12 protein-coding genes are annotated in these 13,791 nt (G+C 63.9%); all 12 read right to left on the bottom strand.

Annotated features, from left to right (window positions below; genetic code table 11):
* Positions 1-12: 12 nt before the first annotated feature.
* Complete coding sequence (locus tag ACZ9H4_RS05820) at positions 13-1,026, bottom strand: glycosyltransferase (RefSeq protein ID WP_476118655.1); 1,014 nt, start codon at positions 1,024-1,026, stop codon at positions 13-15.
* Between the two features lie 342 nt (positions 1,027-1,368).
* Complete coding sequence (locus ACZ9H4_RS05815; protein WP_408324892.1) at positions 1,369-2,499, bottom strand: glycosyltransferase; 1,131 nt, start codon at positions 2,497-2,499, stop codon at positions 1,369-1,371.
* An 11-nt stretch (positions 2,500-2,510) separates the two neighbouring features.
* A complete protein-coding gene (locus ACZ9H4_RS05810; RefSeq protein ID WP_408324894.1) occupies positions 2,511-3,770 on the bottom strand; it encodes a glycosyltransferase in 1,260 nt (419 codons plus the stop codon).
* Positions 3,763-4,884 (bottom strand): non-hydrolyzing UDP-N-acetylglucosamine 2-epimerase, encoded by a 1,122-nt coding sequence (wecB, locus tag ACZ9H4_RS05805; RefSeq protein WP_408324896.1) that lies wholly within the window; start codon positions 4,882-4,884, stop codon positions 3,763-3,765. The genes ACZ9H4_RS05810 and wecB overlap by 8 nt, the downstream gene beginning before the upstream one ends.
* Positions 4,881-6,458 (bottom strand): polysaccharide deacetylase, encoded by a 1,578-nt coding sequence (locus ACZ9H4_RS05800; protein ID WP_476118456.1) that lies wholly within the window; start codon positions 6,456-6,458, stop codon positions 4,881-4,883. The genes wecB and ACZ9H4_RS05800 overlap by 4 nt, the downstream gene beginning before the upstream one ends.
* Complete coding sequence (locus tag ACZ9H4_RS05795; RefSeq protein ID WP_408324900.1) at positions 6,455-7,837, bottom strand: phenylacetate--CoA ligase family protein; 1,383 nt, start codon at positions 7,835-7,837, stop codon at positions 6,455-6,457. The genes ACZ9H4_RS05800 and ACZ9H4_RS05795 overlap by 4 nt, the downstream gene beginning before the upstream one ends.
* 279 nt (positions 7,838-8,116) lie before the next feature.
* Positions 8,117-8,893: an ABC transporter ATP-binding protein gene (locus ACZ9H4_RS05790; protein ID WP_121316686.1), complete on the bottom strand. Its 777-nt coding sequence runs from the start codon at positions 8,891-8,893 to the stop codon at positions 8,117-8,119.
* A gap of 4 nt (positions 8,894-8,897) precedes the next feature.
* Positions 8,898-9,716 carry an ABC transporter permease gene (locus tag ACZ9H4_RS05785; RefSeq protein WP_408324903.1) on the bottom strand — a complete coding sequence of 273 codons (819 nt, stop codon included), beginning with the start codon at positions 9,714-9,716 and terminating at the stop codon, positions 8,898-8,900.
* A 1-nt stretch (position 9,717) separates the two neighbouring features.
* Positions 9,718-11,133, bottom strand: coding sequence for a mannose-1-phosphate guanylyltransferase/mannose-6-phosphate isomerase (locus tag ACZ9H4_RS05780; protein WP_476118454.1), 1,416 nt, complete (start codon positions 11,131-11,133; stop codon positions 9,718-9,720).
* A 288-nt stretch (positions 11,134-11,421) separates the two neighbouring features.
* Complete coding sequence (rfbD, locus tag ACZ9H4_RS05775) at positions 11,422-12,348, bottom strand: dTDP-4-dehydrorhamnose reductase (RefSeq protein WP_476118453.1); 927 nt, start codon at positions 12,346-12,348, stop codon at positions 11,422-11,424.
* Positions 12,349-12,360: 12 nt separating this feature from the next.
* Complete coding sequence (gene rfbC / locus ACZ9H4_RS05770) at positions 12,361-12,912, bottom strand: dTDP-4-dehydrorhamnose 3,5-epimerase (protein ID WP_408324909.1); 552 nt, start codon at positions 12,910-12,912, stop codon at positions 12,361-12,363.
* Positions 12,897-13,790: a glucose-1-phosphate thymidylyltransferase RfbA gene (gene rfbA / locus ACZ9H4_RS05765; RefSeq protein WP_408324911.1), complete on the bottom strand. Its 894-nt coding sequence runs from the start codon at positions 13,788-13,790 to the stop codon at positions 12,897-12,899. Before rfbA ends, rfbC begins: the two co-directional genes overlap by 16 nt.
* Position 13,791: the final 1 nt, after the last annotated feature.

Here is a 13,791-nt window from a genome sequence, read left to right as displayed (position 1 = left end):
CCTCCCGTTCACTCAGGAGGAATGCATGGAGTCGTTCACATCCGCGCGGTGTGGCTCAGGCAATCTGACGTCTTCGATATTCAGTTTCTGGCGACGCGTCATCACGGTGCTCGTGAATTCCTGGGCAACATGGTACAGAGGACCTTCGTTGCTCAGTCGCGCCATTTGCAGGATGTACTCGCCAAGCACCAGCAGCACGAGCGAGATCAGAAAGAACATGCCGGATTGCTGCAGCGACAGTGTCACCCAGCCTGGCGCCACGTTCGACTTCATCAAACCGATCGCGATCACGTAGATCGAGTAGACCAGATTCGACACCGCGCCAAACAACGAAAGCGCGGTCACGAGCCGCATCGGCGCCTTTGTGGTCGACACGAGCAGGCGGATACCGCGATCGATACTGTGCGACAGACGCTTCGCATGCGCGGCCTTGGGCAGCGCGCTGTAAGTCAGATTCACGCGTGCAAAACCGCCGGTGGCCGGCAGATAGCGATAAGTCATCGCGGGCATCGGATGCTGCAGCATGAAATTGATCACGCGTTTGCTGAGCAGCCGGTACTGGGGCGCGTCTTTAGCCAGGTGCACGCCGTTGGACCATTTGTACAGCGCATTGAACGCGCTCAGGCAAGTGCGATAGGCCCAGCTTTGCACCGGCTGCTGTTCGTTCGCGGCGAATACGACGTCCGCGCCGCTCGCGGCCTTGTCGAGCATGGTCGGCAGGAACCGGATGTCGTCGGCCAGCGGGTCGACGACCGCAACGAAATCACCGAGGGCATTTTCCAGACCCACCCACGAAGCCGTATCCGAATCGACCTCCTTGGTCAGCGCGTACACCTGCAGATTCGGCAAGCCGCGGTCGCCCGCGAGCTGCTTGAGTGCGCCGACACTCTCGTCCTCGGACGCGTTGTCCACGACAATCAGTTCGTAGTCGCTGACAAGCGTGCTCAGGACCGAGGCTGCGTCCATCAGGATGGGTTCGATATCCCGCGCCTGATTGCGAACGACAAATACAACGGACAAAAACACCGGGAAAAACACTACCTGCCTCCTTGGCAATGACCTGGCCTGCGCGAAACCCTTCCATGAATCTCCGGCGCCGACACCGTGCAGCACATTCAAGCGGCACGATCGACATCTTTACGGACGTGACAGAAGAGTGCAATGCGCAATATATGCGGGGCTTGGGACGGCTCTGGCCGCCTCGGCCGTCATGCACGTTCGTGCAAACAGAGTTGGGAAATTGCTTCCGAACCTCGCCAGGCCCGAAAAATTGAGTCTAACTATGCCGTCAGCGGCTCTTTATCGCAAGTTGTTTCAAACTGTAAGCGGAGCGCGCAACGATGCGCGCAGGCGTGTCCGCACGCGCTGTTAGCGCTCCAATATCTCTTCATAAAGCGCCCGATACGCATTGCCCAGCGCCGGCCCGGAGAAAAGCCGCTCATACCGCTCACGCGCCGCCGCCCCCATCCTTTGGGCAAGCGCTTCATCCCGCACGAGTTGGTTGACCGCCGCCGCAAACTCCACCGGCGACTCGGGCGGCACCACGAAACCCGTCACCCCATGCTCGTTCACATACGACGTGCCCGAGCCCATCTCGCAGCAGACCATCGGCTTGCCGAACATTTCCGCTTCGACGAGCACCATCCCGAACGCCTCCGAGCGCAAATGCGACGGCATCACCAGTGCACGGCAGCCGCTCAGCAACGCGACCTTCTCTTCGTGCGACACCTGCCCTGCGAACACGACGTTCGACGCACCCACCTGCTTCGCCAGCTCCGTGAGCCGCTCCATTTCCGGCCCCGACCCGGCGATGACGATTTTGCAGCCGATCGACGGCGCCGCCTCGATCAACGTGTGCAGTCCCTTGTAGTAGCGCAGCACGCCGAGTGCGAGCACGTACGGCTCGCTGCCGAGCATCAGCCGGTCGAGGCATTGCGGCGCGAAACGGCCCAGTTGCGGATCGTCACGGTAGTCGATGATGCCGAGCGGAATCGCCTTCAGACGCTCACTGTCGACCACGCTGGTCAGCACGGCGCTGCTGCGCGCGTAGACGGCCGAGGTGGCCACCACCGCCGACATCGAACGCAGCGTCGAGCGCATCAACGGCCCGTACACATAGCCGAGCGCGCGCTGGCGCACCACGTCGGAGTGATAGGTCATCACCGCAGGCTTTTTCACGCGTCCGAGCAGATGCAGCACGTCAGCGAACGGCCACGGAAAATGGAAATGCAGCACGTCGGCCTGCTCGGCCTGCGCGCGATACTGCCGCAGCGACTCGAAGCCGCCGAGGTCGCACGAAGCAGGCGCGGCCCACGAGCGTGAGCGCGTCACGACGCCTTCGGGAAACTGGATGTCGCGCGGCACCGGATTCGGCGACAACGTGAAAATCCGCGGATCGACTCCACACGCCCGCGTCGACAGGCTGATCTGGCGGATCGCTTCCTGAAGTCCGCCGGGAGGATCGGGAAAATACGTGCGATAAATGTGAAGAACTTTCATACCGGCGCCGCTCATGCAACCGCGTCCAGCGAAGCCGGCCTGCCGTTGCCGGCGGCATGGCCGCCAAACGTAATTCCGAGCATCTTGTCGAGCCGCGCTTCCCACGTGTTCTCACCGACCGCCGCGCGTGCTTCGTCGGCGCTCAGCTTGCCGCGCGCCAACTGCTTTTCGATGGCCGCGACGAACGCGTCGAGCTCACCGCCCACTTCGAGACCCGCGCGCGGCTCTTTCGCGAAATCGAGCGGGGTCGACACGACCGGCAAGCCGGCCGCGAGGTATTCGTAGAACTTCATGGGGAACATCGAACGGGTGTAGTCGTTGAGCAGCGTCGGCAGCACGCCGACCTGCATGCCGCGCAAGTACTGCGGCAGGATGCGATACGGGCGATAGCCGAGCAGATGCACGTTCGGCAGGCGCGCCAGTTGTGCGAGCAGCTCGCTGCGCTGCCCTTCGCGCTCCTCGCCGATGATGATCCACTGCCAGTGCGGCCGCGCCTGCGCGGTTTGCAGCAGCAACGGAAAGTCGACCTTGAAGTCGGACAGCACGCCGTGATAGACGAGCCGCGGTTCGGGAATCGCGGCAAGCTCGGCGGGCAGCGGACCTTCGCTGCGCGCCTCGCCGAAGTGCGCGTCGTCCACCACGTTGCCGAAGAAATGCGTATTGCGGTTGAACGGCAAGCACACTTCCTTCAGCGACATCGCCGTCGTGAACACCGCCTCGCAGCGGCCGAGCAGCGCCTGCTGCGCGTTACGGAACGCCACGACGTCGACGCCCGGAATCTCGGCGATATCGTCGACGCAGTGATACACGAGCGGCCCGCGCGGCAGCGTCTCGATCGCATCGAGCATGTACGGGTGATACGTCCAGACCACCGGCTTCCTGAAGCGCCGCGATCTCGCGAAGCGCGTCACGGAAAAGCGCAGCAACGCCTGGTTCAACGCGCGCACGAACGGCAGGTGATGCCCGGCCGGCACCATCAGCGGCGACAGCACCCAGACGTTGTCCGCGCGCCGCGGCGGTCCCATCACAAGCGACTGCACACCGCGCCACAGGCGGCGCCACAAACGCTGCCAGTCGCGGCCGCTGCCCACCTTCGGCGAACGGAAGCCGACGCTTTCCACATACAGAATCCGCCAGCCGCGCGCGGCGAGAATGCTCGCCGTGTGCTGCTTGTTGGTCCAATACGGTTCGTCCCAATCGGCGGTGGAAAACAGTACGCAGTCCTGGGCGGCCAATGCGCTTTCGTTGCCCTGAAACTTGCCCTCAACCAACGAACACCTCGACCGCGCGGCCCTGCAAACTCTGGACAATCCGCTCCGAAGCCAGCCCGTCGCCATACGGATTCGCGCGATTGCGCAGCGCAGCGCGGCGCGCCGGATCGTCGAGCCAGCCGCACACCGCGCCTTCGATGCTCGCCGCGGCCTGGCCGGCCAGCGTCGCGAAGCCGGCGTCGACGCCTTCGCGGCGTTCGGTGTGATTGCGCATCACGACCACCGGCACGCCGAAGGTCGGCGCTTCTTCCTGAATGCCGCCGGAGTCACTGACAACAACAGCGCTGCCGCTGATCAGATAGAGGCTCGTCGGATAGTCGACCGGTTCGATCAGCGCGAGGTTCGCGATGCCGTCGAGTTCGCGATGCACCGGCGCGCGCACGGAAGGATTCAGATGCACCGGAAACACCCAGCGGTAGTCGCTATAACGCTGGCAAAGATCGCGCAGCACGCGGCAGATGTCTTGCAGCACGTCGCCGAAATTTTCCCGCCGATGGCAGGTGACTAGCACATGCTGCTTCTGCGCGCCGTGCCATTCAGGCAACGGACTGCGCGGCGGCGTCTTGCTCCAGCTTTCGCGCACCGCGCCGATCGCATCCACCACTGTGTTGCCGGTCACGACGATCTTCTGCTCGGCCACGCCTTCGCTCAGCAGATTGCGGCGCGCCAGTTCGGTGGGCGCGAAATGCAGCGTCGCGATGCGGCTCAGCAGACTGCGGTTCGCTTCCTCGGGAAACGGGCTCGCGAGATCGCCGGTGCGCAGCCCCGCTTCGACGTGGCCCACGCGGACGCCGCGATGAAACGCCGCGAAACCGGCGCAGAAGGCGGTCGTCGTATCGCCCTGAACGATCACCCAGTCGGGACGCACTTCGTCGAGCGCGCGGTCGAGCGCCGCGATCAGGCGCGACGACAACGCGTTCAGCGACTGCCCCGGGCTCATCGTATCGAGCGTGATGTCCGGTTCGATGCCGAAGAATTGCAGCGCCTGCGCGGCCATATCCTTGTGCTGCCCGCTCGCGCAAACGACCGTGTCGAATTCGCCGCGCAACGCGCGCACGACCGGCGCCAGCTTGATCACCTCGGGCCGCGTGCCCATCACCACCATGACTTTCATTGCAGTGCTTTCCCCGACTCGACCTGCGTGTGTGCGCCCCGGAACTCGACGCCGAGCGTCAACGGGGTCGTTTGACTGGATGGCGTGACGACGCGGAACGCGCCGCCCTCTTCGACGATCTGCGTGAGCGACCTGAAGCGCAGAAAGTCGAGCGCGGCATCCTCGTGCAGGAACAGCGGCTGGCGCGCCTTGCTGCGCATGTACGCGATGAACTGCTCGTGCGCGTCGATCCGCGACGCCTCGTCCTTCCAGCCGTACGCATAGCGCTCGGAGAAAGGATGGTCGAGATAGCCGAACAGCGTGTTGGTGGCGTATGCGTAGTCGAAGGCCTGCTTGAATACGGCGAGCGGATCGCCTTCTTCGAGCATGCATTCGCCATGCAGCATGCACTGCTGGCTGTGCCCAACGAAGCCCGTCGGCATGCCGGCCAGCGCGCCACCGCGCGCCGTCAGAAACTCGGGGTCGTTGCGAATGATCCCGCCGATGCAGCCGTCATAGCCGGCATCGGCGAGGCCACGCATCGCGTACGGCGGCGACTGGTGAAACGGCGACACCGCGTAACGGACCGGCACACCGGTCACCGCCTCGATGAGTTGCGCCGACTGGCTGCCCTCCGCGAGCGCGCAGTCATAACTGCCGCCCCAGTTCGGCGCGTGCGTGGCCGTGTGCGACAGCACCGCGCCCTGTTGCCGGTCGGCGAGCAGTTCGCGAAGAATGCCGTGATGTTCGGTGCGGCTCAGGTTCTGCGAGTTGACGGCCAGGCTGAACGGCACGCCCATGCGCTGATACGCTCGCCACAGTGGACGCGCCGACTCGATGTCTTCGTCGCAATCGAGCCGCGAGGTGATCGCCGCGTCGTAGCCCCATGGCAGCTCGCTCAGGACCGGCTGACACGGCAGCGTGTCCGCGCGGTAGCCCGACACGAATTGCTCGACCATGCGCCATTCGAACGAATCGCACGGGCCGACCGGCCGGTTGAACCACAACACGCTCGAGCCGTCGACATCCCATAGCGCGGCGTAGGCGAACTGCCGCTCGCCGGCCACCTCGAGCGCCGCGAGTTCCGCTTCGGCGGGCACCTGCACCGCTTCCCTGAGCGACCAGATCGAGCCGTCGCAACGAATCGCGCCGTAGCCGAGGTTGTTCCACTCGTCGGTGAAATCGAAGCGCTCGAACGGACGATGCCACGGCGCGCAGCCGAGCGTCTGCGCCAAGGCGCCGTAGCGCACCGCCGCCGCGCTCTCGCGCGATGCATGCGCCGGCGCCGCCGCGCTGCGGCTCGCGGCGGGGAGGTTCACCGGCAAGCCGGTCGCCTGATAACCCAGCATATCCGCGAGCGCGATCGGCATGTGGCCGAACACCACGAGCTTGCGCGGCCTCGCGCGCAACCATGCGATCAGGTCCGCGCTCCAGCCATCGGGCGCGTCGACCGCGACCACGAGGTCCGGCGCGCGCTCGCGCACCGTGCTGCGCGTAATCGACTGCGCCTGGGTCGCGCTGACCGAGCGTTGCAGCGCCGCCAGCACGTACTGGCCGGCTTCGGCCGCCGCGTTCGGAAACAGAACGCCGATCATGCGGTCACCACGTGACGGAACTTCGCGCGGCTGCCAACCCGCACGAAATCGTCGTGGCCGACGTAGGCGATCGTGAACGCGTCCTGCCAGAAGTGGCGCAGCTTCGCCGTCGTCTCGTCCGCGTTGGCCGACGGTTCGAGCACGATGCGCAAGGTCGGCGGCGTCGTGCGCAGATCGATCTGGAATTCCTGAATGCCGCCGACACGATGGTCCAGCATGTCCTGGATGTGATGGGTCGGATGCGCGACGCCGTTGATCGGCACCACGTCGTGAATCCGCCCGACGACGTCGGTCAGAAAGAAGCCTTTGGCCGTTTCCTGCACGCGCGCGAGGTCGCCGGTCGCGTAGCGGATCAGCGGCATCAGCCTGTTGCGGAAACCGGTGAACACGAGTTCATGCGCGCCGTCCGGGTTGTCTTGCGCTATGCGGCTTTCGGGCCAGCCTTCCGATTCGAGAATCTGGAAGCCGCCTTCATGGCCGTCGAGTTCGTAGGCCATCACGCCGAGTTCGGCGAGACCATAGCGGTCGATCACCCGGCAGCGCAGCGCCGACGCGATCATCTCGCGCGCATGCGGTTCGAGCAGTTCGCCGCTCGATTCGAACACCTGGAAGGCCTTGCCGCCGCCGTACTTGCGCTGCACGTAGCAGGCGAGCGCGTACATGGTCGACGGATGCGAGTGCGCGAGATACGGCTTGCGGCGCTTGAGCGTGCGCCACATCTCTTCGAGGCCCTGATCGTCGATGCGGTCGAAGAAAATGTTGCTGCGGTTCATCGCGAAGCATTTGAAGTCTTCGCGCGACGGCCACTCGGGCATCACCTGATCCGGGAAGCGGCACGCGAAGTGCAGCTCCGAGCGATGCCGCAGCTTGCCGATCCGCTCACGGCAGTAGCTGGTGACCGCCGACGAGTAATCCGCGCCCTGCTGATCGTAGTAGATCGTGGTGGAGAGCCCCGTCGAGCCGCCGGTCTTGCACGCGTGATGCCGGCCCGCTTCGAGCGGTCCTGACAAAAGGCGCGGCCCCTGCTCGCGGATGATGTCCTTGGTCAGATACGGCAGTTCTTCCAGATAACGCGCATCCTCCTTGACCTTGGCCGGCTCGAACTGCAAAGCCTTGAACAGGTCGCGGTAATACGGCACCTGCGCGCCGGCGAATTCGAGCATGCCGGCGAGGCGTTCGAGCGCGATGCGGCGGCGATGCGGCATCGGCAGCGTGTAGTGCTCGCGCAGTTCGCGGATTTTGGCCCGCACGTTGCGTTTTTCGCGGTTCTCGGCAATCGGATACGCGATGTAGCCGCCCGCGAAACCCTTCAACGTGCGAAACGGCTGGCGCACGAGCAGGGATTCGGAGTAGCGCAGAAATGGGTGATTAGCTCGCATGAAGTTCGAACCTTGTTACGCCTGTGGCGCGTCTATGTTGCGCCTCGGGTCGCGCCTCTGGGTGCGCTTGTGGGTTACGCCTGTCCGGCTCGCGGCGGACGCGCCGCGACGCACTCGCAGGCGCTTTCCTGGCAATGATTGTAGGGGCCACGAAGCCTCGCCGGGAAACGGCAAATTCGCTATGCACGGCGCACGACAGGCAATGCGTGCAACGGACCACGGTGCGATGTCCGGCACCGTGCCATCCGCTGCAGCCGCTCGGGACGGCAGCCGGTGCAGTTAGTGCGGCAATTGCGCGGTCTGGCTGACGAGCGGCCCGTCGCTTTCCTGCGGCGGGCTCACGGGTTCGTCCGCCACCATCCGGCCGTGCTCCATCGAAATCTTGCGGTTGCACACGCGCGCCACCAGCTTCGGATCGTGCGACGCCACCACCAGCAACGCAGCCTTGCCCACGAGGCTCTCCAGCCGCTCGGCCGCCTTGATGCTGAACTCGGCGTCGCCCACGCTCAGCCACTCGTCCATGATCAGGATGTCGGCTTCGACGCTGGTCGAGATCGCGAACGCGAGACGCAGCATCATCCCGCTCGAATAGGTGCGCACCGGCAGATTCAGGTAGTCGCCCAGTTCGCTGAAATCGGCGATCTCGTCGATCTTGCTGCGGATGCGCGCCGGCTTCAGGCCGTCGAGAATGCCGCGCAGATAGATGTTCTCGAAACCGGTGGCGTCCGGGTCGAGACCCATCGATACGTCCAGCAGCGACGCGATCTTGCCCTGCACCTTCAGTTCGCCGCGCACCGGCGCATAGACGCCCGACAGCGTACGCAACAGCGTCGTCTTGCCGGAGCCGTTATGACCGATCAGACCGACGCGCTCACCTTCGGTGAAGCTGAAGCTGAGGTCGTCGATCGCCCGGACGATCGCATGGCGGCCTGCATCCTGGCCGATCCGGCCACCCGTCGTCAGATTGAGCACCGCCTTTTTTAGCGAGCGGTGAGAGTTCTCGTAAATCGGAAATTCGACGGAGATGTTACGAGCGACAATGGATGAAGAACTCACAATATCAAAGCCAGTAAGGAACGCGATTACGGAAACGTTTCATCAGGAATTGCGCGAACGCAAAGCCGACGATCAGCAAGCCGATCGACCAGGCCCACGATTCCCAATGGGTCGGACGGTTGGTGAGCGGCGCACGCACCGTTTCGATCAGGTGATACAGCGGGTTGTATTCGGCGACCCACGCGCGGTCTTTCAGAATCTCCGGCGACCACATGACCGGCGTGAAGAAGAACACGACCTGGATCAGATTGGTGACGATCGGCGGAATGTCGCGAAAGCGCGCGCACAGCACGCCGAGCGTCACACCGAGCCACACGCCGTGCAGCAGCAGGATCAGCAGCGCGAACGGCACCAGCACGAATTCCCAGCCGGGCCAGTGGCCGAAGATGAGCAGTAGCACCACGACCACCGGCAGGCTGTGCAGCAGGATCACGAAGTTGCGCCATGCAATCCGGCACACATGGACGGTGAGTGGTAGACGGATCTGCTTGATCAGATACGCGGCACCTATAAAGGCCATGCAGCCTTCATTGGCGACCGAGGCCAGATAGGCCCACACGACCAGCCCCACCGCGAGATACGGCAGATAGTCGGAGATTTCCTGGTGCAACAACGTGGAGTACAGCGCGCCGAGCACGACGACCATGATGACCGTACTCAGCGTGAACCAGAACGGCCCGAGCACCGAGCGGCGATAGCGTTGCCGGATGTCGTGCCAGCCAAGCGTGCCCCACACGCGCACCGATTTCATCCCGACGAGCAGGTCGTCGTTCTCGGTGTGACGCGTCAGATCTTCCGAGTCGTTAGTAAAGCTGATATCCATCTCAAGTACGTCCGTAAATGTCTTCAAAGCGAACGATGTCGTCTTCGCCCAGGTATTCGCCGCTCTGCACTTCGATCATCACGAGCTCGACCACGCCGGGATTTTCGAGGCGATGTTTGTGACCCGCCGGAATATAGGTCGACTGGTTGGTCGACACGAAGAACTCTTTGTCTCCGTTGACGACCTTGGCCATACCGCTCACCACCACCCAATGCTCGTTGCGGTGATGATGCATCTGCAAGCTGAGGCTCGCGCCCGGCTTGACTTCGATGCGTTTGATCTTGAAGCGCGTGCCCTCTTCGAGCACCGAGTACGTGCCCCAGGGGCGATGCACCGTGCGATGCACCTTGTAGGTTTCATGCCCGCGCAACTTCAGTTCGGCGAAAATCTGCTTCACGTCCTGCGCGCGGTTTTTATCTGCGATCAGCAACGCGTCGGGCGTGTCGATCACGATCAGATTGTCGACGCCCACCGCGCCGATCAGCCGCTCGCCGCCGCGCAAATAGCAGTTCTTCACGTCGATCAGCAACGCTTCGCCTTCCACGCGATTACCGCACCCGTCCGCCGGCGACAGGTCGGAGAGCGCGGTCCACGAGCCGACGTCGGTCCAGCCGATGTCGCAACGCACCACCGCCGCGTGTTCGCACTTCTCCATCACCGCGTAGTCGAACGAGAGGTCCGGCACCGCGCCGAAGCTGCCCGGCTCCAGCCGCACCTGCGCGCCGTCCTTGCCGGCGGCGGAGGGTGACTTGTCCATGCAGGCGCTCGCCGCGTCGAGAATGTCCGGACAGTGCTGCCGCATTTCCTTCAGGATCGTGCCCGCAGTGAAGCAGAACATGCCCGAATTCCACACGAACTTGCCCGACGCCAGATATTCGCGAGCCTTCTCGAGCGACGGCTTTTCGACGAAGCGCACGACCTCGTTGCCACTCGCTTCGATGTAGCCGTAACCGGTTTCCGGCGTCTCAGGATGCACGCCGAAGGTCACGACCTTGCCCGCTTGCGCGAGCGTCTGCGCTTCCGCCACGGCCGCCGCGAAGGCAGCCTGGTCGGCGATCAGATGATCGGCGGCGAGCACCAGCATGACGGTTTGATCGCCGTGCACGCTGGCCGTATGCAATGCCGCCGTGGCAACCGCTGCAGCCGTATTGCGGCCGAACGGTTCGAGGATGAACGACGTGGCGTAGCCTTTCGCGTTCACTTCGCGGAAATCGTCTTCCGTCTTGAAGAACAGATCGCGATTGGTTACCGTCAGCACTTCCTTCACGCCAGGCAGCGCCACCGCGCGCAGGAAGGCTTTTTGCAGCAGGCTTTCGCCGTCCGCGAGCCGGATGAACGGCTTCGGGTGCAGTTCGCGCGAGACGGGCCATAGTCTCGACCCCGCCCCGCCACACAGGATGATCGGTAACAAACTCACAGCGTCCTCTCAGTACCGTATTTATTACGCGGCTCGTGGCCGCACCGGTGTTGGATAGTCGGCACGACCCTCGAACCACGCGGGTCGTACGGCCATATGCGCGCCGTGACTGTTCGCGCGCCGTACCCGTCGACGGACCGGCGCGAGTCTCCTTCGTCGAATGATATTCTACCCCCGACCCCTTTCGATATCGTTAGACAGCGTGCGGGTGGCGGTGCGGCAGCGAGCAACAGATCAGGCGCATCGCGTGGCGCATCTCATCACAAAAGCCCATGCCGAAACCGCGCGTCAGGGACGCGCGGCGGGCGACTTCGGAAAACCGTCCGTCAGACACAGCTTCAGCGCGTCGCGCCAATGCGGCGCGGCCAGCCCGAACACACGCGCCAGCTTCTCGTTCGACATTCTTGAGTTGGCGGGACGTGCGGCCGGCGTAGGATAGTCGGCTGCGGGGATCGGCAGCGTGTTCGGCTTGTTCGGCAAGTCGGCGAGTTCGAAGATTGCCGATGCGAAGCCGTGCCACGACGTCGCGTCGCCGGCGCACAGGTGATAGACGCCCGAGCGTTCGCTCCACCACTTCGCGCTGTCTTCGGCGGCGAAGGCCTGGGCGCTCAGGTGCGCGGTCAGCGTGGCGATCGTGTTGCACCAGGTCGGCGCGCCGAACTGGTCGGCGACGACCTTCAGCTCGGGCCGCTCGGCGCCCAGGCGCAGCATGGTGAGCAGAAAATTCTTGCCGCGCGTGCCGTACACCCAGCTCGTGCGCAGCACCAGATGATTGACCCCGGTTGCCGCGATGGCCTGCTCGCCCGCGAGCTTGGTGCGCCCGTAGGCGTTTTGCGGATCGGTCGGGTCATCTTCGACGTAAGCGCCGTCCTTCTCGCCGTTGAACACGTAGTCGGTCGAATAGTGGATCAGCGCCGCGCCCAGCTTCTTCGCTTCTTCGGCGAGCACACCCGGCGCTTCGCCGTTGATGCGCATGGCGAGGTCGAACTCCTGCTCCGCCTTGTCGACCGCGGTATAGGCGGCGGGATTGACGATCAGCGCGGGCCGCACGTCGCGGACTACGGCGCGAATCTGATCGGGATTCGACAGATCCAGCCTCGCCCGGTCCACCGCGACCACGGGGCCGAGCCCTTGCAGCGTTCGCGCGAGCTCGTAACCTACCTGGCCGTTCACACCGGTGACGAGAATCGTCCGCGTGGCATTGTGTGCGCTCATCCGGCCACCCCCTTATGCGTAGACTTCGGCATCGGCCAGACGCTTGCCCGCCGCGTCTTTCGCGGCCAGCAGCGGTTCGAAATCGAACGGCCATTCGATGCCGATCGCCGGATCGTTCCAGACGATGCTGCGCTCGTACTCGGGGAACCAGTAGTCGGTGGTCTTGTAGAGGAACTGCGCGGATTCGGACAGCACCACGAAGCCATGCGCAAAACCGGGCGGCACCCACAATTGCCGCTGGTTTTCCACCGACAGATGCACGCCCACCCACTTGCCGAAATTCGGCGAGCTCTTGCGGATGTCGACGGCCACGTCGAATACTTCACCTTCGACCACGCGCACCAGCTTGCCCTGCGCATTCTGGATCTGGTAATGCAGGCCGCGCAGCACGCCCTTCGCGGAGCGCGAGTGGTTGTCCTGCACGAACTCGACGCCTGCCTGTACCTTCTCGGCAAACTCGATCGCATTGAAGCTCTCGAAGAAAAATCCTCGCGCATCGCCGAACACCTTCGGCTCGATGATCTTGACTTCGGGCAGCGCGGTAGCGGTTACTTGGATGGCCATGCCACTTGGTCCGTAAGAATGTTTTGCAGATACTGTCCGTAGGCGTTCTTGGCGAGCGGTTTGGCGAGCGCCAGCAGTTGCTCGTCGTCGATCCAGCTGCGCCGGTACGCGATCTCTTCCGGACACGCGACCACCAGGCCCTGGCGCTTTTGCAGCGTCGCGATGAACGTGGCCGCCTCGATCAGCGAATCGTGCGTGCCCGTGTCGAGCCACGCATAACCGCGGCCCATGATCTCGACATTGAGCGCGGCATTGGCGAGGTAACGCGAGTTCACGTCGGTGATTTCGAGCTCGCCGCGCGGCGACGGCTTGATGTCCGCCGCGATATCGCAAACCTGCTTGTCGTAGAAGTACAAGCCCGTGACCGCGTAGTTAGAACGCGGTTTGGCCGGCTTCTCCTCGATCGACAACGCGCGAAACTGCTTGTCGAATTCGACCACGCCGTAGCGCTCCGGATCGTGCACGTGATACGCGAACACGGTGGCGCCATCGTCCTGGTTATTCGCGCGTTCGAGTTGCTTCGCGAGATCGTGGCCGTAGAAGATGTTGTCGCCGAGAATCAGCGCCGACGGATCATGGCCCACGAAGTCGCGGCCAATGATGAACGCCTGCGCGAGACCGTCCGGCGAAGGCTGCACCGCGTACTGGATGTTCATCCCCCACTGGCTGCCGTCGCCGAGCATCGCTTCGAAGCGCGGCGTGTCCTGCGGCGTGGAGATGATCAGCACGTCGCGAATACCCGCCACCATCAGCGTGGACAGCGGGTAGTAGATCATCGGCTTGTCGTAGACCGGCAGCAGTTGCTTGGAGACGACGTGCGTGATCGGATAGAGGCGGGTGCCCGATCCGCCCGCGAGAATAATGCCTTTGCGCGCCATT

Source organism: Paraburkholderia sp. TE9906 (assembly GCF_056279605.1).
Note: the sequence above shows the minus strand (reverse complement) of the source record. Positions and strands in the feature narration are given on the sequence as shown.

Excerpts from the sequence above, each read along its gene's own strand:
- ACZ9H4_RS05815 (WP_408324892.1), bottom strand. The coding sequence starts at position 2,499 with ATGAAAGTTCTTCACATTTATCGCACGTATTTTCCCGATCCTCCCGGC.
- wecB (WP_408324896.1), bottom strand. The coding sequence starts at position 4,884 with ATGAAAGTCATGGTGGTGATGGGCACGCGGCCCGAGGTGATCAAGCTG.
- ACZ9H4_RS05800 (WP_476118456.1), bottom strand. The coding sequence starts at position 6,458 with ATGATCGGCGTTCTGTTTCCGAACGCGGCGGCCGAAGCCGGCCAGTAC.
- ACZ9H4_RS05795 (WP_408324900.1), bottom strand. The coding sequence starts at position 7,837 with ATGCGAGCTAATCACCCATTTCTGCGCTACTCCGAATCCCTGCTCGTG.
- ACZ9H4_RS05785 (WP_408324903.1), bottom strand. The coding sequence starts at position 9,716 with ATGGATATCAGCTTTACTAACGACTCGGAAGATCTGACGCGTCACACC.
- rfbD (WP_476118453.1), bottom strand. The coding sequence starts at position 12,348 with ATGAGCGCACACAATGCCACGCGGACGATTCTCGTCACCGGTGTGAAC.
- rfbC (WP_408324909.1), bottom strand. The coding sequence starts at position 12,912 with ATGGCCATCCAAGTAACCGCTACCGCGCTGCCCGAAGTCAAGATCATC.
- rfbA (WP_408324911.1), bottom strand. The coding sequence starts at position 13,790 with ATGGCGCGCAAAGGCATTATTCTCGCGGGCGGATCGGGCACCCGCCTC.